Source organism: Xanthomonas sp. D-36-1, from assembly GCF_017746155.1.
Lineage (GTDB): Bacteria > Pseudomonadota > Gammaproteobacteria > Xanthomonadales > Xanthomonadaceae > Xanthomonas > Xanthomonas cissicola.
Genome location: NZ_JAGHWR010000016.1, coordinates 1 through 23,445, shown reverse-complemented (window position 1 = coordinate 23,445; position 23,445 = coordinate 1). Strand labels below are relative to the sequence as shown.

Annotated in this window: 18 protein-coding genes and 1 other RNA gene; 8 read left to right on the top strand and 11 right to left on the bottom strand. The window is 65.5% G+C overall.

Features of this window, described 5'->3' with window-relative positions; genetic code table 11:
• Position 1 precedes the first annotated feature (1 nt).
• Positions 2-928, bottom strand: a complete 927-nt coding sequence (gene grxD, locus J7367_RS04990) for a Grx4 family monothiol glutaredoxin (protein ID WP_057663772.1) — start codon at positions 926-928, stop codon at positions 2-4.
• A 45-nt stretch (positions 929-973) separates the two neighbouring features.
• Here grxD and J7367_RS04985 point away from each other — a divergent pair, with 45 nt between their 5' ends.
• Positions 974-1,765: a polysaccharide deacetylase family protein gene (locus tag J7367_RS04985; RefSeq protein ID WP_007963688.1), complete on the top strand. Its 792-nt coding sequence runs from the start codon at positions 974-976 to the stop codon at positions 1,763-1,765.
• Positions 1,766-1,915: 150 nt separating this feature from the next.
• Here the strand turns inward: J7367_RS04985 and J7367_RS04980 are convergent, their stop codons facing one another.
• From J7367_RS04980 to J7367_RS04970, 3 genes are all read right to left on the bottom strand, one after another.
• A complete protein-coding gene (locus J7367_RS04980) occupies positions 1,916-2,587 on the bottom strand; it encodes a class I SAM-dependent methyltransferase (protein WP_057663770.1) in 672 nt (223 codons plus the stop codon).
• Positions 2,588-3,040: 453 nt separating this feature from the next.
• Positions 3,041-3,691 carry an SGNH/GDSL hydrolase family protein gene (locus J7367_RS04975; RefSeq protein ID WP_057663767.1) on the bottom strand — a complete coding sequence of 217 codons (651 nt, stop codon included), beginning with the start codon at positions 3,689-3,691 and terminating at the stop codon, positions 3,041-3,043.
• Positions 3,691-4,962 carry a pyridoxal phosphate-dependent aminotransferase gene (locus J7367_RS04970; protein WP_057663764.1) on the bottom strand — a complete coding sequence of 424 codons (1,272 nt, stop codon included), beginning with the start codon at positions 4,960-4,962 and terminating at the stop codon, positions 3,691-3,693. Before J7367_RS04970 ends, J7367_RS04975 begins: the two co-directional genes overlap by 1 nt.
• A gap of 152 nt (positions 4,963-5,114) precedes the next feature.
• Between J7367_RS04970 and rsgA the strand changes: the two genes are divergently transcribed.
• Positions 5,115-6,206: a ribosome small subunit-dependent GTPase A gene (gene rsgA, locus J7367_RS04965; RefSeq protein ID WP_057663762.1), complete on the top strand. Its 1,092-nt coding sequence runs from the start codon at positions 5,115-5,117 to the stop codon at positions 6,204-6,206.
• Entirely contained in the window at positions 6,206-7,468 is a 1,263-nt protein-coding gene (locus J7367_RS04960) for a flavohemoglobin expression-modulating QEGLA motif protein (protein WP_057663759.1), read from the top strand. Before rsgA ends, J7367_RS04960 begins: the two co-directional genes overlap by 1 nt.
• A 46-nt stretch (positions 7,469-7,514) precedes the next feature.
• On the opposite strand, the gene J7367_RS04955 is transcribed toward J7367_RS04960, so the two are convergent.
• A non-coding RNA gene (locus tag J7367_RS04955) (sX9 sRNA) lies at positions 7,515-7,590 on the bottom strand.
• A 171-nt stretch (positions 7,591-7,761) separates the two neighbouring features.
• On the opposite strand from J7367_RS04955, the gene J7367_RS04950 reads away from it, so the two are divergent.
• Positions 7,762-8,442, top strand: coding sequence for a type 1 glutamine amidotransferase domain-containing protein (locus tag J7367_RS04950; protein WP_007963298.1), 681 nt, complete (start codon positions 7,762-7,764; stop codon positions 8,440-8,442).
• A gap of 178 nt (positions 8,443-8,620) precedes the next feature.
• Here J7367_RS04950 and J7367_RS04945 read toward each other — a convergent pair whose 3' ends face one another.
• Complete coding sequence (locus J7367_RS04945) at positions 8,621-10,540, bottom strand: alpha-amylase family protein (RefSeq protein WP_057663755.1); 1,920 nt, start codon at positions 10,538-10,540, stop codon at positions 8,621-8,623.
• Between the two features lie 34 nt (positions 10,541-10,574).
• On the bottom strand, positions 10,575-13,031 hold the full coding sequence (locus J7367_RS04940) for a TonB-dependent receptor (RefSeq protein WP_057663752.1): 2,457 nt from the start codon (positions 13,029-13,031) through the stop codon (positions 10,575-10,577).
• A gap of 265 nt (positions 13,032-13,296) precedes the next feature.
• Between J7367_RS04940 and J7367_RS04935 the strand changes: the two genes are divergently transcribed.
• Complete coding sequence (locus tag J7367_RS04935) at positions 13,297-14,616, top strand: MFS transporter (RefSeq protein WP_057663747.1); 1,320 nt, start codon at positions 13,297-13,299, stop codon at positions 14,614-14,616.
• Positions 14,617-14,756: 140 nt separating this feature from the next.
• On the opposite strand, the gene J7367_RS04930 is transcribed toward J7367_RS04935, so the two are convergent.
• From J7367_RS04930 to J7367_RS04915, 4 genes are all read right to left on the bottom strand, one after another.
• The gene (locus J7367_RS04930; RefSeq protein WP_007963280.1) at positions 14,757-15,788 is read right to left on the bottom strand and encodes a LacI family DNA-binding transcriptional regulator; all 1,032 of its coding nucleotides are present in this window, start codon (positions 15,786-15,788) and stop codon (positions 14,757-14,759) included.
• A 239-nt stretch (positions 15,789-16,027) separates the two neighbouring features.
• Positions 16,028-16,768, bottom strand: coding sequence for an acetoacetyl-CoA reductase (gene phbB, locus J7367_RS04925; protein WP_007962607.1), 741 nt, complete (start codon positions 16,766-16,768; stop codon positions 16,028-16,030).
• Positions 16,769-16,892: 124 nt separating this feature from the next.
• A complete protein-coding gene (locus tag J7367_RS04920; RefSeq protein ID WP_057663744.1) occupies positions 16,893-18,221 on the bottom strand; it encodes a CitMHS family transporter in 1,329 nt (442 codons plus the stop codon).
• A 226-nt stretch (positions 18,222-18,447) separates the two neighbouring features.
• Positions 18,448-19,641, bottom strand: a complete 1,194-nt coding sequence (locus tag J7367_RS04915) for an OprO/OprP family phosphate-selective porin (RefSeq protein ID WP_057663741.1) — start codon at positions 19,639-19,641, stop codon at positions 18,448-18,450.
• A gap of 266 nt (positions 19,642-19,907) precedes the next feature.
• Between J7367_RS04915 and J7367_RS04910 the strand changes: the two genes are divergently transcribed.
• From J7367_RS04910 to J7367_RS04900, 3 genes are read left to right on the top strand one after another with little or no spacing between them, the layout of a single operon-like run.
• Positions 19,908-20,609: a response regulator transcription factor gene (locus J7367_RS04910; RefSeq protein WP_007962611.1), complete on the top strand. Its 702-nt coding sequence runs from the start codon at positions 19,908-19,910 to the stop codon at positions 20,607-20,609.
• Complete coding sequence (locus J7367_RS04905) at positions 20,602-21,987, top strand: sensor histidine kinase (RefSeq protein ID WP_057663737.1); 1,386 nt, start codon at positions 20,602-20,604, stop codon at positions 21,985-21,987. The genes J7367_RS04910 and J7367_RS04905 overlap by 8 nt, the downstream gene beginning before the upstream one ends.
• Positions 21,987-23,036: an ABC transporter substrate-binding protein gene (locus J7367_RS04900; RefSeq protein ID WP_007971217.1), complete on the top strand. Its 1,050-nt coding sequence runs from the start codon at positions 21,987-21,989 to the stop codon at positions 23,034-23,036. Before J7367_RS04905 ends, J7367_RS04900 begins: the two co-directional genes overlap by 1 nt.
• The last annotated feature ends 409 nt before the right edge of the window (positions 23,037-23,445 follow it).

Below are 23,445 nucleotides of genomic sequence, written 5' to 3'. Positions count from 1 at the left end.
CTCAGTATTTCGCCACGCCGTTGTCCACCTCGTCCGACCACGAATCGATGCCGCCGGTGACGTTGTAGACGTTGGTGAAGCCCAGGCCACGGAAATGTTCGGCGGCCTGCAGGCTGCGGCCGCCGCGGTGGCACAGGAACGCCAGCGGGGTGTCCTTGGGCAACTGTTCGATGGCGGCGCGCTCGTGCGCATCCAGCGTGCGGAACGGTGCGGCCACCGTGGCCAGCGCGCGCTCGTCGGCCGGGCGAACGTCCACCAGGGTCAGGCTGCCGGCCTTGAGACGGTCGTCGGCGTCGCGCACCGACAGCTCCTGCACCGGCTTGGGTGCATTGGGATTATCGATGGCCAGGCCGCGGCCGCGGATGTCGTCGACCCAATCGATGGTGATGCCGTCGGCACGACGCGCGCTGGCCAGGTCGAACTGCACGCGCAGTCCGTTGGATTCAGCCGCAATGGCGTTCGGGTTGGTCGGCGCCAGCTGGAAATTGGGCTGGAAATTGGCATCGATGGCCAGCGTCAGCGAGGCATCCGGCGCATCGGCCAGCGCACCTTTGAGCATCTCGACCGCGGCTGGGGTGATGGTGATCTTGGGCGGGCTGCGGTCGGGCGCCTGCAGGCCGAGCATGCTGCTCAGCTCGCCGCTATCGGCCATCTGCACGATGATGTCGCTGCCGCCGATCAGCTCGCCGTCCACGTACAGCTGCGGGATGGTCGGCCAGTCGCCATAGGCCTTGATGCCCTCGCGGATTTCCTGGTCGGCCAGCACGTTGACGTGGGCATAGTCGACGCCCAGGCCGTCCAGCACGCCGACCGCCTTGGCCGAAAAACCGCATTGCGGCATGCCGGGCTGGCCTTTCATGAAGAGCACCACGCGGCTGGACTGCAGCAGCGTATCGATACGGGAACGCAGGGCGGGATCGAGAGACATGGCAGTACTTCGGTGGCAGCGTGGAGACAGGGCATTCTACGCCGCATGGCATCATTGGGCATGACCACGCCGGAAACGCTGTATCGCACCCCTTCGCGCCCCTACCGCTGGGTAGGCCTGTTGGCCCTCTCGCAGGTAGCGGTGGCACTGCTGTGGTGGCATCTGGGCTGGGCCTGGGGGCTGCCTGCGCTGCTGCTGTCGCACGCGCTGTTCGTGGTGCCGGTGTTCCTGCCGCGCGCGGGGCTGTACGCGCCGGTGCTGGCCCGGTTACCCGGTCGCGCGCCGCAGGTGTGGCTGACCATCGACGATGGCCCGTCCGACGACACCGCGGCCATCCTCGACCTGCTGGATGCTTACGATGCCAAGGCAACGTTCTTCGTGGTCGGCGCGCGTGCCGAGCAGCGGCCCGAGCTGGTGCGCGACATGGTGCGTCGCGGGCATGGCATCGGCAACCACAGCCACACCCATCCGCAAGCCTGGTTCTGGGCGCTGGGGCCGCGCCGGATGGCACAGGAAATCGGCCAAGCGCAGCGCGTGCTGGCGTGCATCACCGGCCAGGCGCCACGGCTGTACCGTTCGGTGGTCGGCATGACCAACCCCTTCGTCGCCTCGCCGCTGCGCGCGCACGGCCTGACCCGGGTGGCCTGGAGCGCGCGCGGTTTCGACGGCGTGCGCTGCGAGCCGGACACCACCATTGCCCGCATCGTGCGCGACCTGCAACCCGGCGCCATCGTGCTGCTGCATGAAGGCGCTGCGCACGGCCACAACCTCACCATCCTGCGCGGCGTGCTGGAGGCGATGCAGGCGCGTGGGTTGGTGGGGCGGCGGCCGGATTAAGCACGACGAACAAAACGACTGCGCTCACCGCCTGGCGGGCGCGGCCGGTATTGGGTGGCCCTGTACCGCCTGTACACGGCAATTCCGTCGCGCTCTCTGTGTAGTCGACGATTGCTCGCTACGGGTAGCTCGTCGCAGGCAGCGCGGTGCCTAGCGTGGCTCGGCCACGATCAGCCAGTTGTTGAACGGCGTGTTGCCATACAACGGCGCAAACGTGGCGCGCAGACCGGCCGCGTCCAGATGCGCCTGCAGGCTGTCGCGCGTGGGATAGCTGCGCGGCATCCGCTGCATCCAGCCGCTCAGGTGCGCCAGGACGTCGGTGACACGGCTGGTGCGGCCACGGCTGCTGGCATCGCCCAGTGCGCTCCGAATCACCAGCTTCGCGCCGGGCGTGAGCATCTGCGCCACGCTGCGCAGCAGACTGGCCTGCATGTCCGCTTGCAAATACTGCAGCACGTCCAGGATGGTGACGCTGCCCCGATGCTGCGGCCATGCCACGCTCAGATCCACTACCTCGAACTTGGTAGTGTCCAGGTTCGAGCGCTGCGCGATGTGCCGTGCGCGGCGAATCTTGGACGCATCCACATCCACCCCGTGATACGCCAATGCCTGACCATCGGCGCGAAGTGCATGGGCCAGCATGCCGAGCCCGCAGCCCAGATCCAGCACTGGCGCAGTGGTGGTGCGCAGCTCGGCCAGCACGCCCGGATACAGCGGGTCGGTGCGCAGCTTGGCTTGCGTGTAGTAGTAGTCGTAGCGGTTGCCCAGCGGATGCGCCGGCAGAAATGCGCGTGCAATCGTCAACGCCTGCGCGCGGCTCATCGGTTGGGTGGCAGTGGTGTGCAATGTCGTTCCTTGGCAATCAGGCGTGCTGCAAGGCTAGCTTAGGGCTTGCCGGGCTGGTTGGGGTAGGGCGGGTTGGCAGTATGCGGTGCGTGACCGCGGATGCATCGGTGCCGGGTCTCCGTATTGCGCGTGTTGAAAGGCCTGTGCGCAGCGCCTGGTCCTGCCGCATCGACGTCAAAAAGACGACTGGCACAGACTGGGTGCGACATCTCGCGCTGCCAGGCAGGTGCAAAGCGCATGAGCGCAAATCCACCGCGCACAAAAGCGCAGGACAACGCTTTGACCTGATGCCTTGCCTACACGTAGCGTGCAGTCATCAGATGGGCGTGGGCCGCATGCAAGATGTGCAGCGGAAGGTTGCTAGATCCTGATTCCGAGCGCTGGCCGCAGCCACCTGGCGGCGGCACAGTCTGCGTTGCCCAGCGACGCTTAGACGAGTGTGTCCAACGATCCAACTGCCCCCAGCGCATCGCGCGCTGCCGGTAGCGCCAGTGCTGTCCAACGCGCATACATCGCACCGGAAGGATGCAAGCCGTCGTCCACCAGCATGTCCACCGCATCGCCGCCATCGCGGCTGGTGGCCGTGATGTCGACAAAGCGCACCGCATGCGCACTGCAGCGGTCGGCAGCGATCGCGTTGAATGCGTCGATCTGCGCACCGATCAACGCGGCATCGCCACTGCGCGCGCGCGCAAATGGGGTCAGGCCCCAATCGGGAATCGACAGCACGAACACGCGTGCTGGGTGGCCGTTTGCGAATGCAACTGCGCGCAGCAGCAGGGCATCGAATTGCTGGCGGTACTCGTCCAACGAGCGCCCGCGGTACTGGTTGTTGACGCCGATCAACAAGCTCACCAACGCGAACGGCCCCTGCGGTGCAGCCGCGTCGATCCCGGCCTGCAATTCGTCGGTGGTCCAGCCGGTGGTGGCGATGATCTGCGGCGGCGCCACGTTCCAACCGTAAGCACGTAAGCCGTCGACCAGTTGCGATGGCCAACGCTGGGCAGGCGCAACGCCTTCGCCGATGGTGTACGAATCGCCAAGCGCCACATAGCGCAGCGGCGTGCCAAGCGCAGCCATCAGGCCACGCTGCGTGGCTTGAGTGGAACCACCTTGGTGGCGGCTTCGGCGCGGCGTGCCAAGGCACGATCGATACGCGCGAACACATCGCGCATCACACTGGCTTCCGGCATCAAGGTCACGCGGAAATGATGGCGATACGGCACGTTGAAGCTGGAGCCGGGAACCACCAGCACGCCTTCTTCATTCATCAAATCGAGTGCGAACGCATGGTCATCGAAGTTGCGCGCCGCCGCACCCACCACTGCCGGGAATGCGTACAGCGCACCGGCCGGTACCACCAGCGACAGATGCTCGCTGGCCGCGCAGGCGTCGATCACTGCGCGGCGGGTTTCATACAGACGCCCGCCAGGCGCGCATAGCGCCGAGATGGTGTCGGGCCCGTTCACCGCCGCATCGATGGCGTACTGGCCCGGCACGTTGGCGCACAGGCGCAAGGCGCCGAGCAGGTCCATCGCATTGCGCAGGTCGTTGATGCGCGCCTGGTCGCCGGACAGCAACGCCCAGCCCACGCGCCAGCCGCAGGCGCGGTGCACCTTGCTCAGCCCGCTGAAGGTGATGCACGGGTGCGCACCGGCCAGCGGCGCGACCGGCACGAACGCTGCGCCGTCGTACAGCACCTGGTCGTAGATCTCATCGACCATCAAGAGCAGATTGTGCTTGGTGGCGATCGCCACGATGCGTTCCAGCAACTCGCGCGAATAACTGGCGCCGCTGGGGTTGTTCGGATTGATCAGCACGATGGCGCGGGTGCGCGAGGACACCAGCGTCTCGATCTCCACCGGGTCTGGCTGGAAGCCGTTCTCCGGTGCGCAGCGGTAATACACCGGGCGGCCGTCGTTGAGGATGGTCGCGGCCGACCACAGCGGATAGTCGGGCGAGGGCACCAGCACTTCGTCGCCGGGGTTGAGCAGCGCACGCAGCGACAGATCGATCAGCTCGCTGACGCCGTTGCCGATGAAGATGCGGTCCGGATGCGCATCTGGATGCTGGCGCCGCGAATATGCCTTGGCGACCGCTTCGCGTGCCTCCGGCAGGCCTTGCTGATGGGTGTACGGGTCGGTGCGGCCCATGTCGTCGGCGATGGCGCGCTGCAGATGCTCCGGCGCACGGAACCCGAATGCGCCCGGGTTGCCGATATTGAGCTTGATCAGCTTGCGGCCCTGCGCCTCCAACTCCCGCGCTCGCCGTGCCAGTTCGCCCCGGATTTCGTAGCGGACTTCGGACAGACGCTCACGGATCGCGAGCGGCTTTTGCGGGGCTGTGGACATGCGATGGGCCGGTTGTAGGCGTGAGACTTGGCATGGTATCGGAAATATGACAGGCGGACATGCTTGCATCGGCAACGATGTCAAGGGGCGTCAGGCTCCGGGCAGCAACACGCTTGCACAAGCCGCTGTGGCCAGCCAGCTAGAATTGCCCCATGAGCGACACATCCCCCGATTACCCCACCCTCCAATCCATTGGCTGGCCCTGGCCGGGGCCGCCTGAAGAAGCGTCCTGGCAGGCGGTCTTCGCCGCGCATCCGCAGGCGCTGCCGGCGCGGGTGGTGGAGCAGCACCGTACCGGCTATGTGGTGGCCGATACGCCCGAGGCCAGCCTGAAGGCCGAGTCGTTGCCGGAGTGGCAGCGGCCGCGCTTTCCCAGCCATGAGCGTGCGGCGGTGGGCGACTGGGTGTTGATGGAGGGCAAGCGCATCGTGGCGCTGCTGCCGCGGCGCACCTCGATCAAGCGGGGAGCGGCCGGCGAGCATTACCACCAGCAGGTGATCGCGGCCAATATCGATACGGTGTTCATCGTGTGCGGGCTGGATGCGGACTTCAATCCGCGTCGTATCGAGCGATATCTGTTGCTGGTGGGCGGTGGCGGTGCGCAGCCGGTGGTGGTGCTGACCAAGGCCGATCAGATCGAATACGCCGAAGACGCGTTGGCGGTGCTGGAAGAGCTGGAGGCGCAGAATATTCCGTTGCACGCGGTCAATGCCAGGGATCCGGACAGCGTGGCCGCGTTGCGGCCGTGGCTGGGCGATGGCCGCACCGCGGTGCTGGTGGGCTCGTCCGGTGCGGGCAAATCGACCCTGACCAATACGCTGCTCGGCACGCAGAAGATGAAGACCAATGCCGTGCGCGAGAACGATTCGCGTGGCCGGCATACCACCACGCACCGTGCGTTGATTCCGTTGCCGTCCGGGGCGTGCCTGATCGACACGCCCGGCATGCGCGAGCTCAAGCCGACCGGCGAAGAGGATCTGGCCGAAGGCGGTTTTTCGGACGTGGAGGCGCTGGCGGCGCAGTGCCGCTTCAACGATTGCGCGCATGTCGCCGAGCCGGGCTGTGCGGTGCAAGCGGCGATCGATGCCGGCGAGCTGGACCCGGAGCGGGTGGCCAACTACATGAAGCTGCGCATGGAAGTGGCCAGCGCGGCCGAAAAACTCGCCGCCCGTGTTGCGCAGAACAATCGCGGCAAGGGCTCTGGCAAGCGGCCGGCCAGCGTCGATCGTCCCGGACGGCGCTGATGCCCTCGCGCAAGGGGCCGCCGGACATCGTCCATCACGCGGCGCTGGATGCGCGCCTGGTCAAGGCCGTGCGCGGTGTGCGTCTGCTGGCCTTGGCCAGCTGGCCGCGCTCGCTGCAGGAGCCGTTTCTCGACAGCGTGGCGCGCGGGCAGCCGGAACTGCCGCAGGTCGAGTACCCAACGCTGGATTTCGGCGATACCCGGCGCGAACTGGCCGCCATCGCCAGGGATGCCGACACGCATCATCCGCTGGGCGAATACCTCATCGATTCGGCGCATAGCTGGAGTCTTGCCGCAGGGTTGCTGGAGTCGTTGGGCACCACGGCGGTGAGCGATTACTCGGCGCAATTGTTCGGCGTGCCGGAAGACCCGATGCCGGGCAACGGGCCGAGTACCCGCGAAGCGGCACAGCATTTCATCCAGATCGCGCAGGAACTGGATCGCGAGCTGATGGCGCCGGAAGAGCAGGTGCCGGTCTCGGCGACGGCGTTGCGCATGCAGTTGCAGAACGATCTGGATGGGTTTTTCGAGGGGCGCGTCATCACTGTCACGCTCGATCCGGATCTGCTCGCCAAGGCGGCTGCCGGCGCGCATCGCATTCGCTTGCGCACCGGTGCCACGTTCAGCGATTACGACCGCGCGCAGCTGTTCCATCACGAAGCGCTGGTGCATTCGCTGACGGCGCTCAACGGACGCGCGCAGGTGCATCTGCCCAGCCTGGGCATTTCTTCACCGCGCACGACCGCAACGCAGGAAGGCTTGGCCACGTTTGCCGAGCAGATCACCGGCAGCATCGATATCGAACGCATGAAGCGCATCAGCCTGCGCATCGAAGCGATTGCGATGGCACGCTCGGGTGCGGATTTCATCGAGGTATTTCGCTATTTCACCGCAGGCGGGCAGAGCGCTGCAGAAAGTTTTTCGTCGGCGCAGCGCGTGTTCCGCGGCGTGCCGACCAGTGGCGGCGGTGCCTTCACCAAGGACACCGTGTATCTGCGTGGGTTGGTCGCGGTGCACACCTTCTTCCGCCATTCGTTGCAGCGCGACCAGCTGCAGCTGTGCCGTTACCTGTTCGCCGGCAAGATGGCGTTGGGCGATGTAGCGCGCCTTGCGCCGTTGTTCGACAGCGGCGTACTGCTGGCCCCACGCTGGCTGCCGCCGTGGGTGAGCCGTGTCAGCGGACTGGCTGGCATGCTGGCGTTCTCGTTGTTCGCCAACCGCATCCGCATGGATCAACTGCAGCCGCCGGCAATGAATGTGTGAGGCAAGGCACATGCGGCCGTTGCGGCGCACTGCGGTGCCCTGGAGCGGCTCGCAACGCCTAGCGAGCAGTGGCTGGGTGGGCGCTGATGGCGCGCAGGAGCCGGCGTGTCCGAAAGGCACCTGCGGCGACGAGCACCGGCGGCTCACGCCTGTCGGGCGCCTTGGTGTGTTGGACGCGATCGCTACATCTATGAACATTTGCAGCGGGCGCCAAGGACTCTACACGAGGCTGCAACGGGCTGAACTGCACACTGGCCTCCTTGCCCAGTTGGGCCATGACACGAGGCAACGCGATGAAAGTTTTGATGGTGCTGACGTCCCACGACCAGCTCGGCGACACCGGCAAGAAAACCGGTTTTTGGCTGGAAGAATTCGCCGCGCCGTACTACGTGTTCAAGGATGCAGGCGCAGACATCACCCTGGTTTCGCCCAAGGGCGGCCAGCCGCCACTGGACCCCAAGAGCGACGAGCCCGACGCACAGACCGATGCGACCAAGCGCTTCAAGCAGGATTCCGAGGCGCAACAGGCCCTGGCAAGCACGCACCGTCTGGCCGACGTCAAGGCCGATGACTTCGATGTGCTGTTCTACCCGGGCGGCCATGGACCGCTATGGGATCTGGCCGAGGACGCCGATTCGATCGCGCTGATCGAAGCGTTCGCCAAGGCCGACAAGCCGCTCGGTCTTGTGTGCCATGCACCAGGCGCGCTGCGTCGGGTCAAGGGCAGCGACGGCAAGCCGCTGGTCAATGGTCGCCGCGTCACCGGCTTCACCAATCGCGAAGAAGAAGGCGTGGGCCTGGCCAAGATCGTGCCGTTCCTGGTTGAAGACGTGCTGACCGAACTCGGCGGCAACTACGAGAAGGGCGCCGACTGGGGCGTGTACGTGGTCACCGACGGCACCCTGGTCACCGGCCAGAACCCCGCCTCGTCCGAGAAGGCCGCAGAGACCTTGCTCGCAATGGCTAAGCGCTGATCCTGGCCATTGACGGGCTTGAAGAGCCCGTTCCCGTCGGGACTCAATGCACGGCCCGCGCGCTCCCGCGCGCGGGCCGTGTTGCGCTAGTAAATGGGTCAGCGCACAGCCGGCTCAGACGAAGGTGCTGCTCACCAAACGCGCGGCAGACCACCGCGCACGCTTATCGGGTGCATGTTCAGTCCCCACGCTGTAGCCAGCGCACGCCGTAGGCCGGAAGCACGATCGATACATCGTCCCTTGCAGCGGCGCCAGCAACCGCGTCATCGATGGCCAGCAGTGTCCATCCATCGACGCCGATCGCCGCAAGCTCCACGTCGAGCGGCTGGTCGCTGAAGTTATGCAAGGCGATGAAACTGTCGCCACGCGCCAGCGCGAACAAGCGAGGATCATTCAGCGCAATGCTTGCCAGTGCTTGATCTGCTGCCAACGCGCCTAACGCGGCACGTTGCCGGATCAATCCACGCAAGCGTCGGTACACGGTGCCACTCAGGCTCTTGGCATCGTGACGCTGGGAGGCAAGCTGCCAATCCATCGCCGGCCGATGCAGCCAACGGCCTTCATGTTGGCGGTGCGGGTCATCGCGGTAGCCGGGGTCATTGACCATCGCCAATTCGTCGCCCATGTAGATCAACGGAACGCCCGGCATGGCAAGCGCAACGGCATACAGCAACACCAGCCGGTCCACTGCAACTTCCAACGCCGCTGCATCGCCTGCCTCCTGCGCGGCCTGAATGCCCGCAAGTGCAGCAGCCATGCCATTGGTCCCATGCACGCCGTCGCCGCTGCTCTGGAAGCTCTCGCCGCGTGCGTAACTGCCCGGCACCGCGTTGGCATAGAAGCGCGCCACATCGCGTAGCGAGAACGGCGGCTGCGCTGCATTGCCGGAGGCTTCGTGCTGCAGCACATTCCAGCCGATATCGTCATGGCAACGCACATAGCTCAGCCATGCACAGTGGCGCGGCAAAGGCGGACTGTGCGCGATCACGTGGTGCAGGATGTCGCCGCGTTGCAACGCCAGTGCCGACCAGCCGGCCGCCATCAAGGTGCTGTGATACGCCAGATGGCATTCGTGGCCCTGGTCCGTGCCGCTCCCGAAGTACGGTGGCAGTTGCGTCATCGGCACGATGGCTTCGGCCTTCATCACCACCGCCTGCGCGACGATATCGGTCACCGCGCGCAGTGCCACCAGCAGGGTGTGCGCCTCGGGTTGGTTCATGCAATCGGTGCCGATGCGCTTCCACAGATAGGCCGTGGAATCCAGGCGGAATGCTTCCACGCCCAGATTGGCCAGCCGCAGCATCGCCAGGGCCATGTCGCCGAACACCGCCGGGTTGCTCCAGTTCAAATCCCATTGATACGGGTAGAACGTGGTCCACATCCACTGGGCGGTGTCGTCCACCCAGGTGAAGTTGCCGGGCGCGGTGTGCGGAAACACCTGCCCCAGCGTGGCTTCGTACCGGTCGGGCAGGTTGCGGTCGGCAAAGTGATGGTAGTAGTCGAGATAGCGTGCGTCGCCGGCGCGGGCCGCCTGTGCCCAGGCGTGATCGTCGGCGGTGTGATTGAGCACGAAGTCAGCGCACAGGCTGATGTCGGCTTCGCGCAGGCGGCTGGTGAGCGCGATCAAGTCGTCGTTGCTGCCCAGGCTGGGTTCCACCTGGCCGTAATCGCTGACCGCAAAGCCGCCGTCGTTGTCGCCGGCGCGTGCCTGCAGGAATGGCAGCAGGTGCAGGTAGCGCACGCCCAGTTCCTGCAGATACGGCACGTGTTCGGCCACGCCTTGCAGCGTGCCGGCAAAGCGGTCTGCATAGGCGCTGTAGCCGAGCATGTGCGGTTCGCCGAACCAGCCAGCGTGCCGCGTGCTGTCGAGCGTTTGCAACGCTTGCGGACGTTGCCGGGCGATGTCGCCCACCTCGCCCAGCCATTGCGCCAACCACGACGCATAGTCGGCACGCTGGCCGTACAGCGCATGCAAGGCCTCCAGCAAACGCGACGCGTGCTGGTCGTAGCGCGACAACAGCACCTCGGCGTGTTGCGGGTCCAGCGGCCCGGCAAAAGCCGCGCGCAGTGCGGGGGAATCGATCGGGCAGGTGCTCATTGGAAGCCGCCGGGCAGAACCCGGCGCGGGGTCCTTAAAAGTCGTAACGCAGGCTGATGCTGGTGGTACGGCCGGCGATCGAACGCGCACGGATGATGCCATTGGCCGGGATGGTCGCCTCTTCGGCTTCGGTCAGGCCAAAGGTGTTGAACAGGTTGTTGACGTTGAGCGCCACGGTGAGCGCATCGGTGACGCGGTAGTCGCCGAACAGGTTCACCTGCGTGTAGCCGGGCATCTTCAACTGATTGGCGTCTTGCGTGTAGGCGTCGGTGGTGCCGATCAGGTTCACGCCGAACTGGTAGTTGTCGCCGCGGTAGCTGGGCGTGAGCTGCCACACCACATCGGCCTGGCGGCGCGGCACGTTGCCGGCATTTTCCGGGGTGATCTGATCGCGCGAGATTTCTGCATCGGTCCAGGTCAGGCCGCCGTTGAGGGTAAACCCTTCATAGCGGTAGCTGGCTTCCAGTTCCACGCCGTGCGCTTCATAGCTGCGATTGAAGAAACGCTGGCTGGTGATTTCGAAGTTCTGCTCCTGGGTACGCGCAGAGAACGCGGTGGCGAACAGGCTCAGCCCGTCGCGGCGCCACTTCAGGCCCGCTTCGGCCTGGCGCACCACATTGACGCCTTCCTCGGAAGATACCGAACCGTCGTCGCGCACCACGCCGAACAACAAACGGTCTGCGTTGGCGCGTGCGCCGCGGCTGATGCGCGCAAACGCGCCCAGGTCGTCGGTGATCAGATAGTTGCCGCCCAGCGAGTACGACAGGTAATTCCAATCGTAGTCCACCGGCCGCGAATTGGCGGTGTCGACCGTGGCCACGCGCTGTTCCACCGGTTGGATCACGCCATCGCCGTTGACGTCCAGGTTCTGTGCGATGGCGGTGCCGTTGTAGCTGCCGCGCGCATCGCCCATGTCGTAGCGCAGGCTGCCGTCGATGCTGAACTTGCCGCTGTCGAAGGTCAGCGCAACGTAGGGCGCGTTGACGTCGTAACGCACATCGTAGCTGCGGGTGACGCAGCAGTCGCCCCAGAATGGTGTGCCATAGGCGTACAGGCCGTTCTGCGAGCGTGAGACGCCGGCCGCGTCCACCACGTTGAGCAAGCGCGAATTGCGGCCCAGGCTCTGCACGTAGGAATTCCAGGTCCAGTCCATGTCGATGGTCTGGCGCGAGCTGTAATAGCCCATGCGCAGGTTCAGCGTCCGCCCGTCGCCGCCGAACTCGCGCGAGACGCTGAGGTCGTTGGTGACGTTGCCCAGGTCGTTGATGGCTACGTTAAATAGGTGCGTGCGGATCGCATTGCCGGTATAGGTCTGGCCGGCGTCGGGGCCGCTGGCCTGCACCAGCTGCGCATCGGCACCGCCGATGGACGCGGCCAGCGACGCGGCGTCGGTGACTTCGGCCGGGAACGGGCTGACGAAGCGGCCGCTGTTGTCGGCGACGCGGAACTTCTCGCTCAGGTTCCAGCCGTTGCCCAGGTCGAACCAGGCCTCGGCACCGATGGTGCGCGAGATGGGGTGCATGCCGTCGCCCAGATCGGTGCGGCGCGGCTGGTTGTTGCCGTCCAGGCCCACGTCGGTTCGGAAATTGCGGCTGTACAAGGTGTCGTTGCCGAGATCGAAACCGGGAAAGCCGCCCAGGTCTGGCGAGCCATCGCGGCCGCGCACCGAGGTGGGCACCGGCAGGTAGCCGGCGGCGCGGTCGTTGAGGTATTTGCCATACGCGCGCACATAGCCATTGTCGAACAGGCGGGTGAGGTTGGCCTTGAGTTGGCCGCCCTTGTCGGTGGTGTAACCGGCATCGCGCACGCCATCGCCCTGGCGGAAGAAGCCGCCGATGTTGAACTGCCACTGCTCTGCGAACGGTGCGCCGTAATTGAAATCGATGCGGGTGTTGTCGTAGTCCAGGCCGCGGCTGACGCCGACGCTGCCGCCTGCGGTGTCGCCGGTCTTGCTGATGAAGTTGATGATGCCGCCGGGCGCGTTGCTGGTGAAGGTGGACGCCGAACCGCCGCGGATGGCTTCGATGCGGTCCAGGGTGAAATCCGAACGCAGGAAGATGTCCGAGTTGCCGAAGGCGATATCGCCGAACTCCATCACCGGCAGGCCGTCTTCCTGCAGCTGCAGGAATTTCGCGCCGCCGGAGGCCACCGGCAACCCACGCACGGCGATGTTGGCATTGCCTTCGCCACCGCTGGATTCGGAGCGGATGCCGGGGATATTGCGGAAGATTTCTGCGGTGCTGCGCGGCGCCGATTGTTCGATGGCCTCGGCACCGACGGTGCTGACCGAGACGCTGGATTTGAGTTTGGTGGTGGCGGTGGACGTACCGGTGACGAACACCGAATCCAGATTGACCGTGGCGCTGTCGGCAGCCGGCGGCGTGGCCGGTGCAGCCGCGGCGGTGTCCTGGGCCAGCGCCGCGGGCGCGCACAGGCAGGACACGACCGCGCAGGCCAGGGCATGCAGGCGCATGGTGTGCAAGGTGGACATTGCGATTCTCTCTCTCACAGATGGTGGTGTGCCAACGCCTGCATCGTCCCCTCCCAGGGAGCGGCCATGTGGCCTGCAGTGCGAGCGCAGTAATACGCCGCAATACAATCGATTGCAATCTTGCGGCGCAGCATAAACATCGAAATAGATCTGATTTATTCCAGACGGATAATGTGTTGCGACGCAGCGTTACAATCGATTGCAAAGACGGCAGGGTACAGTGCGCTGCGGCCACCGGGAGCCGCACCGATGCCCAGGGCTTTGCATGTCGTCGACCGTTCCTCCGCTCTCCTTCGCGCGCATCCTGGCGCTCAACGCCGGTTTTTTTGGCGTGCAATACAGCTTCGGGCTGCAGCAGAGCAACATGAGTCCGATCTACAACTACCTGGGCGCCGACCACGCCAACCTGCCATACCTGTGGCTGGCCGGGCCGATCACCGGCCTGGTGCTGCAGCCGTTCGTCGGGGCCTGGAGCGACCGCTCGGTGACGCGGTGGGGCCGGCGCATGCCGTACATGGTGCTGGGGGCGTTGGTGTGCAGCCTGTGCCTGCTGGCGATGCCGTTCAGTACCGCGCTGTGGATGGCGGTGTGCCTGCTGTGGGTGCTGGATGCGGCAAACAACGTGGCAATGGAGCCTTACCGTGCGCTGGTGAGCGACGTACTGGCGCCGCCCCAGCGACCGCTGGGGTATCTCACCCAGAGCGCATTTACCGGCCTTGCGCAGACGCTGGCCTACCTCACGCCGCCGTTGCTGGTGTGGATGGGCATGAACCAGGACGCTGCCAACGCACACCACATCCCCTACGTCACCATCGCTGCGTTCGTGATCGGCGCGGGCTTTTCAGCGGGCTCGATCCTGCTCACGGCACGCAGCGTGCGCGAACCGGCGATCGCGCCGGCAGAGATCGCACGCATCCGCCAGAGCGGCGCCGGGCTGGGGGCGACCGTGCGCGAAATCGGCACCGCGCTGCGCGAGATGCCGCCCACCATGCGCCAGTTGGCACCGGTCATGCTGTTTCAGTGGTACGCGATCTTTTGCTACTGGCAATACATCGTGCTGTCGCTGTCGACCACATTGTTCGGCACCACCGACCCCACCTCGCATGGTTTCCGCGAGGCCGGTCTGGTCAATGGGCAGATCGGCGGGTTCTACAATTTCGTCGCGTTTGTGGCGGCGTTTGCGATGGTGCCGGTGGTGCGTCGCTTCGGTCCCAAGTACACGCATGCGGCCTGCCTGGTCGCCGCCGGTATCGGCATGTGGCTGCTGCCTGGCATCGAAAATCGCTGGCTGATGTTGCTGCCGATGATCGGCATTGGCCTGGCTTGGGCCAGCATGATGGGCAACCCGTACCTGATGCTGGCCGATAGCATTCCGCCCGAGCGCACCGGCGTGTACATGGGCCTGTTCAACCTGTTCATCGTGCTGCCGATGCTGATCCAGATCGTCACCTTGCCGCTGTATTACGAGCATGTGCTGCACGGCGACCCGCGCAACGTGGTCCGCCTGGCCGGCGCGCTGATGCTGGCAGCGGCAGCGGCGATGCTGTGCGTGCGCTTGCGCAAGCCGAAGGCGGTGCAGGCGTAGTCACCCCGCCTGCGTCGCTGCATAACGGCCGCCTTTCAATGCCGTGGCGACCACGCCGCAGTTGCGCCCGGCTTGCGGCTGTGCAGGCTCTTGCGATTCCCGATTCCCGATTCCCGATTCCCGATTCCCGATTCCCGGCCTCACGCCGACTCGCGCACCACCAGCTTTACCGGCATTTCAACCGATTGCACTTGCTCGCCTGCAATCAATGCCAGCAGCCGATCGACCAACAGCCGCGCTGCCAGGCCCAGATCCTGCTGCACGGTGGTCAACGGCGGTTGGCTGTAGGCAGCCAGCGGGATATCGTCGAAGCCCACCAGCGAGATGTCCTGCGGCACGCGGTGGCCGGCCTCGACCAGGGCGCGGATTGCACCCACGGCGATCACATCGGAAGCGGCGAACAAGCCATCGGGTGGGTCGGCTTTCTTGAGCATCGCGCGGGTGAGGCGGTAAGCATCTTCGCTGACGAAATGGCTGCGCGCGTGCAGCCGCGTATCGAATTCCAGCCCGTGCCGTTCCAGCGCGTGGCGATAGCCGGCAAATCGCGGCGCCACCTCTGGTAATTGGTCATCGCCCAAAAAGGCGATGCGTTGGCGGCCGCTGGCGATGAGATGTTCGGTGGCCAGCACGCCGCCCTGGAAATTGTCGCTGCCCACGCTGATGTACGACTGCCCATCGATGCGGCTGCCCCATACCGCCATCGGCAGGCCGTCGCGTGCGGCTGCATCCAGCGCGGCGTGTTCGGAACTTTGCCCCAGCACGATGACGCCGTCGGAGCGGCTGCCGCGCGCAAGTTGTTCCACCCAGCCATCCTGATGCCGGTCCAGTTTGGACAGCAGCATGCTGTAACCGCGTCCGGTGAGCTCTTCGGCCAGCAGCGCCAGCATGGTCATCAAGAACGGGTCCGAGAGCGGCTGATCCAGCGCATGCATCATCGGCACTGCCACGCTCACGGTGTTGGAGCGTTTGGCGCGCAGGCTGCGTGCCACCGGGTCGACCTGATAGCCGGCATCGGCCGCAATCTGCTTGATATAGGCGCGGGTGCGTTCGGCCACGACCGGGCTGCCGGCCAGGGCACGCGACACAGTGGATTCGGACACGCCCGCCATGCGCGCGATGTCGGCCATCTGCGGACGGGCAGTGAGCGTTGTGCGGTCTGAAGGTTTGGCCATGGCAGCGCGCTGCGGAAAAGCCAGAGTGTAATCAGTTCGCACTAGAGGCGGGTTGTCCGCACGGTGGCGGCTGCTTGTGCACGCTGGCGGGGCGCACACGCGCACGGATCTGCTGGCCTTGTGGGCGCTCCCGCAGATCGGGCGCCGGACATGCGGGGCGGGCGGGCAGCGGGACATGCACAGGTGCGCGGCGAGAGCGTGTTGTGCGTACAGCGCAACGGCCGTCGGGTGTGCGCTGCTCAGCCCATGTAGAGCCCGCCATTCACCGCGTAATCGGCACCGGTGACATAGGCGGCCTCATCGGAGGCGAGCCAGGCGCACAGTCCGGCAACTTCGGCCGGTTTGCCGAGCCGGCGCACCGGCACCGAGGTGGCCAGGCGATCGAGCACATCCGGTGGAAAGCTGCTGATCGAGGCGCTGGCGATATAGCCGGGAGAGATGGTGTTGACGGTGACCCCGCGCGAGGCGACCTCTTGCGCCAACGCGCGACTGAAGCCATGCATTGCCGCCTTGGCGGTGGCGAAATTGATCTGCCCGATCTGGCCCTTGTGTGCACTGACCGAGCCGATGTTGACGATGCGCCCCCAGCCGCGCGACGTCATGCCGTCGACCACCTGCTTGGTGATGTTGAACAGCGAATGCAGGTTGCTGGCGATCACCGCATTCCAGTCGTCGCGCGTCATCTGCCGGAACAAGGTGTCGCGGCTGCCGCCGGCATTGTTGACCAGCACATCGATCTCGCCGACTTCGGCCTTGACTTTGGCGAACGCAGCCACGGTGGACTCCCAATCGGCGGCATTGCCTTCGGATGCCACGAAATCGAAGCCCAACTCGCGCTGCTCGCGCAACCACGACGCCTTGCGTGGCGAATTAGGCCCGCAACCGGCAACCACGGTATGCCCGCTGCGCGCCAGCCTCTGGCAGATCGCGGTACCGACACTACCCATGCCACTGGTGACGTATGCGATGCGGAGAGTCATTGTGTAACTCCTTCGGAGTTGGGAGTTGGGATTCGGGATCGGGAATGAGGGGATTCGCCACAGCGGTCATTGGCGTTCGCGTTTTGCGAATCCCCAATCCCGAATGCCGAATTCCGGCGCGCGGCTAGCGCGCCAAAGGGAACAGGCCAAACAACAACCCGCCGCCCAGCATCAACAGCGAAATCAGCACCGCCCACTTGAGCGTGAAGCGTTGATGGTCGGCGAAGTCGACCTTGGCCAACCCGACCAAAAGGTAGGTCGATGGCACCAGGGGGCTGAGCAGGTGCACCGGCTGGCCGGCGAGCGAAGCGCGGGCCATTTCCACCGGGGTGATGCCGTAATGGCCTGCGGCTTCGGACAGGATCGGCAGCACGCCGAAATAGAACGCGTCGTTGGACATGAAGAACGTAAACGGCATGCTGACGATGGCGGTGATCACCGCCAGGTACGGACCCCAGCTGTCGGGAATGACGGCCAGAAAATTGCGCGACATCGCTTCGACCATGCCGGTGTTGGACAGGATGCCGGTGAAGATGCCGGCAGCGAAAATCAGCGACACCACCGACAGCACGTTGCCGGCGTGGTTGACCAGGCGGCGGCGCTGCTCGGCCAGATTGGGGTAGTTGATCATCAGCGCCAGCGCGAAGCCGATCATGAACAGCACCGGCATCGGCAGCACGCCCTTCACCAGCGCGCCCATCAAGACCAACGTCAACAGCAGATTCACCCACAGCAGCTTGGGCCGCTTCATGTCCTCGGTGTCTTCCACGCGCGGCAGGGCGTCGTTGTCTTCGGGGATGCTGGTGTCCAGCCAGTTGCCGTCCGCCGGCAGACGCACCACGCCCAGGCGGCGACGTTCGCGCATGCCCAGATACCATGCCAGTGCAAGGATGCCGGCGATCGCCAGCAGCATGGCCGGCACCAGCGGCACGAACACATCGCCCGGTTCCACATGCAGTGCGGTGGCCGCACGCGCAGTGGGGCCGCCCCACGGCGTCAGGTTCATCACGCCGCTGGCAAGGATGGTGACGCAGGTGAGGTTGAGCGCGTTCATGCCCAGGCGCTGGTACAGCGGCAACATGGCCGAGACGGTGATCATGTAGGTGGTGGAGCCGTCGCCGTCGAGCGAGATCAGCATCGCCAGGATCGCCGTGCCCATCACGATCTTCAGCGGGTCGCCCTTGACCAGGCGCAGGATGCGGCCGACCAGCGGGTCGAACAGCCCGGCATCGATCATCACCCCGAAGTACAGGATGGCGAACATCAGCATCACGCCGGTGGGCGCGATCTTCTTGATGCCTTCGAGCATCATCTCGTTGATGCCAGTGCCGAAGCCGCCCAGCAACGCGAACACGATCGGTACCGTGATCAGAGCCACCAACGGCGATAGCCGCTTGCTCATGATCAGGTACATGAAGGTGATCACCATTCCGAAACCGAGCGCGGTCAGCATGCGGGCGAATCCTTTGAGGCGTACAACAGGGGGAGAGTGGAGCTCAGCGTTGCGCAAGGTGCGCAGCGCTGACCATGCAGGTGCGCGGTTGCTGCTGGACGCACGCGGGGTAACGCAAGCGCGGCGTTGCGCGCGGGCGTACCGACGTAGCGGCGCGTTGCGCAGATATGCGCGAACAGCGTGCGCATGTGGGTCTTTCCGATTGCCGACACGATGCAGTTGCGCATCAGAAGTCGTACTGAAAGCGGCCGGTCACCGCCAGCGTGCGGTCGACCACTGCGTTGGCGATGCGGTTGCGGTTGCGGCTATCGATCACGTTGAGCATCACGCGCAGGTTCGGCTTGAAATACCAGTTGCCGCCCAGCGTCCACGATTGCGTGCTGGCGTTGATGAAGTCCGGCTGCCCGTCCAGATGCTGGTCGCCACGCATGTAGTCGTAGCGCAATGCCAGCTCGAACGCACCGGAGGGGCGGTTGGGCGTGGCGATGCGGCTGAAGCGGCCGGTCTTGCGGTCGTACCCGCGCGATTCGCCGGTGACGAACCAGCTGACCAGCCCATAGCTGGCCAACACCTCGGCGTGCTGCGCGCCATCGTCGAGCAGACCGCCACTGAATTCGCTCTGCCACGACCATGGCCCGAGCACTTCGGCATATTCCAGCGACCATTTATCGAAATCGGTATCGCGCCCATCGGCAAAGCGTGCCAGGGTGATGCGGCTATTGTTGGCCAGATCGTTTTCCGGACGTGGGCGGATCAACAGCGATGAAGCGCCACCACTGCCCGGATGCGAATAGCGCTCGTGCGCCAGCGAGATACCCAGGTGGCGCAGGCGTGCCTGGCCCATCTCCGGCGCGTAGGTCAGGCGCGTGCCGAGCGCACCGCCCTTGGTCGAAGAATTATCGATGCTTTCCAGGCTGTAGGCAGACGTGGACCAAGTCGCATCCGGGCGATTGGTCTGCCAGGAAATGGCCTTGCGGTAGATCGGCGCCAGCGTGGTCGAGGCATAGCCGCGTTCCAGGAACGGGCCGTAGTTGGAGCCGGTGCGATCATCGAGCGAGAAGTACTGCTTGAACTGGCCGACGGTCAACGTACCGGCCGAAAACTTCTTGGCGATATAGACATCGCGCGCCAGGATGCCGCGGCTGCCTGCCTCGTATTGCAGGCCGGCGAAATCTGCCTCGGCCTTGTAATTGAACCCGTAGAACTTGCCGGATACATCCAGCCACACGCGGCGGAACTGGGTGTCGTTGTGCTCGCGTGCACCACGGTCGTCGTTGTCGAACACGGTGAAGTCCCAATGCACGCGTCCGCCCAGTTCGGCAGTGACCGGGCCGGCCTCGTCGGCTGCATGTGCCGCCGGTGCCAGGCAGATCGCCGCGCAGGCGCCGAAGGCACGCAAACGCAAAGTGTCGTTGCTCACAGACCCTCCCAGGTACATGTGTGAATCACGTTCAGCGATGCACCGCACAACCGCCGCGGCGCGTGGGCAGCAGCCTAGTCCGGCGAAGCTGTCATGGACCTGTCAGTGCGTGGGAATGGGGAATCGGGAATGGGGAATCGCAACAGCGAAATCGCGGCAGCGGAATTGCCGAGGTGTAGAAGCTTTTGTTCTCTGGGCCTGTTACCTTCCGGCCGCGGCCCAGCGCCGTTGCAATTCCCCATTCCCTATTCACGAATCCCCGCCCCATGCGCCTTCTGCTAGTCGAAGACAATGCCGACCTCGCCGATGCCATCGTGCGGCGCATGCGCCGTAGCGGGCATGCGGTGGATTGGCAGGCCGATGGGTTGGCGGCGGCGAGTGTGTTGCGGTATCAGAGCTTCGATCTGGTGGTGCTGGATATCGGTTTGCCCAAACTCGATGGACTGCGGGTGCTGGCCGGCATGCGCGAGCGGGGCGATACCACGCCGGTGCTGATGCTGACCGCGCGCGATGGCATCGAAGACCGCGTGCAGGCGTTGGATGTCGGTGCGGACGATTACCTGGGCAAGCCGTTCGACTTCCGCGAGTTCGAAGCGCGTTGCCGCGTGTTGCTGCGGCGTAATCGGGGCCAGGCCAGCGAGGTGGTGCAGATCGGTGGATTCGTCTTCGACAATGCCGCGCACACGCTGTTGCTGGATGGCGTGCCGATCGAGTTGCCCAATCGCGAATATCGCCTGTTCGAAATCCTGATCGGACGGCTCGGGCAGGTGGTTGGCAAGGACGAGATCGGCAACGGCCTGTTCGGCTTCGACGATGACGCCGGGCCCAACGCGATCGAGCTGTATGTCGGCCGGCTGCGGCGCAAGCTGGCCGCCGCGCCGTTGCGTATCGTCACCGTGCGCGGTGCCGGTTACAAACTCGAAGAAGCCGACCCGCACGCGCCGATGGAGCCGGGCGTCGATGGCTGAGCCGCTGACGGTGGCACCGTCCATCCGGCGCACCTTGCTGCTGTATCTGGGCAGCCTGTCGCTGCTGGGTGCGGTGGTGCTGTTCTTTGCCGCACGCGATTACGGCCAGCGTGCGGCCAATCGGTCCTACGATCACCTGCTGGTGTCCTCGGCCCTGTCGATCATCGACAGCGTGGCGTTGGTCGGCGGCGACTGGCAGGTGGATCTGCCGTACGCCTCGCTGGATCTGCTCGGCATGGCGCCGGAAGACCGCGTGTTCTATCGCGTGTTCGATGCGCAGGGCCGCACCATCACCGGCGAAGACACGCTGCCGCTGCCGCCGCGTGCGCCGCGCGACGAGCGGCCGCTGTTGTTCGATGCGCAGTACAGCGGCGAGCCGGTGCGCTTTGCGGTGGTGATGCATCGGGTGGCGTCGGCGTCGGGGCAGGGCGAGGTGCGCGTGCAGGTGGGCCAGACCCGGCGCGCACGCGATGCGGTGGCGCGCGATGTGGTGCTCAACGCCCTGGTCGCGATCGGTGTGCTGTCGCTGCTGGCGCTGGGCCTGGTGTGGCTGGGTGTCTACCGCGCGTTGCGGCCGCTGCAGCGCATCGAGGGCGATCTGTCGCGGCGCGAGCCCTCCGACCTCAAGCCGCTGAACGTGCCGGCGCCGCAGGAAATGCAGTTGATGGTGACCGCGCTCAACCGGTTCATGGCGCGGCTTTCGTCCAGCAACGAAACCCTGCGCGCCTTCATGGCCGAGGCCGCGCACCAGATGCGCACGCCGCTGGCGGCCTTGCGCGCGCAAGCGCAGCTGGCGATGGACGACGACGACCCGCGCGAGATGCAACGCAGCCTGGTGGCGATCGAGCGCAACGCCAGCCACATGAGCCGGTTGCTCAATCAGTTGCTCAGCGATGCCAGCGTGATCCATCGTGCCAACCTGCAGCGCTTTGCCACCGTGGATCTGGCCGAGGTGTTGCATCAGGCCTTGCACGAAGCGTTGCCGCGCAGCCCAGGCGCACCGCGCGTGCAGCTGGCAGTCGACCCGCAACCGGCGCTGCTGCGTGGCGATGCCTTGCTGCTACGCGAGGCGCTGAAAAACCTGATCGACAACGCCTGCAAATACGGTGCCGGTGCCCCGCTGCAGGTGGTGCTCACCAGCGACGGCAACCACCACGTACTGACCATTGCCGATCATGGCCCTGGCATTCCGGCCGCCGAAGCCGAGCGTGTATTCGAGCGTTTCGTACGCGGGGTGGATGCGCCGGCCGGCGGCGCCGGGCTGGGATTGGCCATCGTCAAGCGCGTGGTGGAAGCGCATGGCGGGCGCATTGATCTGGCCAACCGCATCGGTGGCGGCTTGATCGCCTCGCTGCATTTTCCTGGAGGAGGCGCGTGATGCGGCCGATGTGGATGCTGGTGTTGCTGCTGGTCCATGGCATCGCCTGCGCGGCGCCAGGCGATGTGCGGCGCTTTCCTGCACAGGGCCCGGTGCGTGTGCAGCTGCGCGTGCAGGGCTCCACCGACCTGGAAGTGTTCGGTGCAGTCATCCGGGACTACCAACGGTTGCATCCGGGCACTGAGGTGATCTACGAAGACGTGATCGCCTGGGACATTTATGACCGTTATTTGCACCCAGGCTATGGCGCACCTGCTGCAGACATGCTGATCAGCGCCAGCATGGATCTGCAGACCAAGCTGGTGAACGACGGCCACGCGTTGACGCATCGCTCCGCACAGACCGAAGCCTTGCCGGCATGGGCGCAGTGGCGCCATGAAGTGTTCGGCATCAGCTACGAGCCGGTGGCCATCGTCTACAACACGCGCAAGCTCGATGCCGCCCGCGTGCCGCGCACGCGCCGGCAATTGCTGGCCTTGTTGCGCGCGCCCGATGCACCGCTGCGCGGCAAGGTCGGCACCTACGATGTCGAACGTAGCGGCGTGGGGTATCTGTTCGCGACCCAGGACGGCCAGGTGGGCAGTATCGCCGGTGCGCTGCTCGCGGCGCTGGGGGCCAACCGGGTGGTGTTGGAAGAGCGCACCGGCAGCTTGCTCGACCGCGTCAGCCGTGGCGAACTGTTGCTGGCCTACAATGTGCTTGGCTCCTACGCACAGGCCCGCATCGATGCGGGGGCACCGCTGGGCATCGTGCAGCCGCAGGACTACACGCTGGTGGCGTTGCGCACGGCAGTGATCCCCAAGACGGCGCCGCATGCACCGGAGGCGCGCCGGTTTCTCGACTATCTGCTCTCGCCACGCGGCCAGCAGGTGCTGTCGCGCGAGGCGCGGCTGATGCCGATCCTGCCGGCCGCCGGCGGCCGCGGCGGTTCGGCGCAGCCACCATTCCGCCCGATCCCGCTCGGCCCCGGCCTGCTGGTGTACCTGGACAAGCTCAAACGCCGCCAGTTTCTGGATGCCTGGCGGGCGAGCACACAGCCGCCGCGTTAGAGCGTGTTATGTACGTTGAGATGAGATGCGTTGGCGGTCAGCGGCACGGAGCGGGTGCTGCGTGGCGCCGGCTTGGCTGGCGCCAAGGCAAGCTGCGCGGCGCGCGCTCCGTGCCGCTGACCGCCAACCCTCCGGGAAGCGCCCTGTGGCGCGCCGACCACGTTGTGCGCCTTGCCCCAGGCGGCCAGCCCGGGCTGCAGCGCACGTCTTGCCTGGGCGCGCCACAGGACGCTTCGCACTCACCTCAAAGTACACGACAGACTCTAGGGAAGGTCTGAACAACGAGACCTGACAGGGCGGAAGGTGGCGTCGTTCCGAAGAGTGGCTTTTGGAACTTCGGAATTTCGCCATTTCTGGCGCTTTCCGCGGGAATTTCCCGGTTCACAGACGCACGCTCCCCATCGCCGGC

Excerpts from the sequence above, each read along its gene's own strand:
- J7367_RS04905 (WP_057663737.1), top strand. The coding sequence starts at position 20,602 with ATGGCTGAGCCGCTGACGGTGGCACCGTCCATCCGGCGCACCTTGCTG.
- phbB (WP_007962607.1), bottom strand. The coding sequence starts at position 16,768 with ATGACTCTCCGCATCGCATACGTCACCAGTGGCATGGGTAGTGTCGGT.
- rsgA (WP_057663762.1), top strand. The coding sequence starts at position 5,115 with ATGAGCGACACATCCCCCGATTACCCCACCCTCCAATCCATTGGCTGG.
- J7367_RS04900 (WP_007971217.1), top strand. The coding sequence starts at position 21,987 with ATGCGGCCGATGTGGATGCTGGTGTTGCTGCTGGTCCATGGCATCGCC.
- J7367_RS04975 (WP_057663767.1), bottom strand. The coding sequence starts at position 3,691 with ATGGCTGCGCTTGGCACGCCGCTGCGCTATGTGGCGCTTGGCGATTCG.
- J7367_RS04970 (WP_057663764.1), bottom strand. The coding sequence starts at position 4,962 with ATGTCCACAGCCCCGCAAAAGCCGCTCGCGATCCGTGAGCGTCTGTCC.
- J7367_RS04945 (WP_057663755.1), bottom strand. The coding sequence starts at position 10,540 with ATGAGCACCTGCCCGATCGATTCCCCCGCACTGCGCGCGGCTTTTGCC.
- J7367_RS04985 (WP_007963688.1), top strand. The coding sequence starts at position 974 with ATGGCATCATTGGGCATGACCACGCCGGAAACGCTGTATCGCACCCCT.
- J7367_RS04910 (WP_007962611.1), top strand. The coding sequence starts at position 19,908 with ATGCGCCTTCTGCTAGTCGAAGACAATGCCGACCTCGCCGATGCCATC.
- J7367_RS04940 (WP_057663752.1), bottom strand. The coding sequence starts at position 13,031 with ATGTCCACCTTGCACACCATGCGCCTGCATGCCCTGGCCTGCGCGGTC.
- J7367_RS04930 (WP_007963280.1), bottom strand. The coding sequence starts at position 15,788 with ATGGCCAAACCTTCAGACCGCACAACGCTCACTGCCCGTCCGCAGATG.
- J7367_RS04950 (WP_007963298.1), top strand. The coding sequence starts at position 7,762 with ATGAAAGTTTTGATGGTGCTGACGTCCCACGACCAGCTCGGCGACACC.
- J7367_RS04960 (WP_057663759.1), top strand. The coding sequence starts at position 6,206 with ATGCCCTCGCGCAAGGGGCCGCCGGACATCGTCCATCACGCGGCGCTG.
- J7367_RS04980 (WP_057663770.1), bottom strand. The coding sequence starts at position 2,587 with ATGAGCCGCGCGCAGGCGTTGACGATTGCACGCGCATTTCTGCCGGCG.
- J7367_RS04920 (WP_057663744.1), bottom strand. The coding sequence starts at position 18,221 with ATGCTGACCGCGCTCGGTTTCGGAATGGTGATCACCTTCATGTACCTG.
- grxD (WP_057663772.1), bottom strand. The coding sequence starts at position 928 with ATGTCTCTCGATCCCGCCCTGCGTTCCCGTATCGATACGCTGCTGCAG.
- J7367_RS04935 (WP_057663747.1), top strand. The coding sequence starts at position 13,297 with ATGTCGTCGACCGTTCCTCCGCTCTCCTTCGCGCGCATCCTGGCGCTC.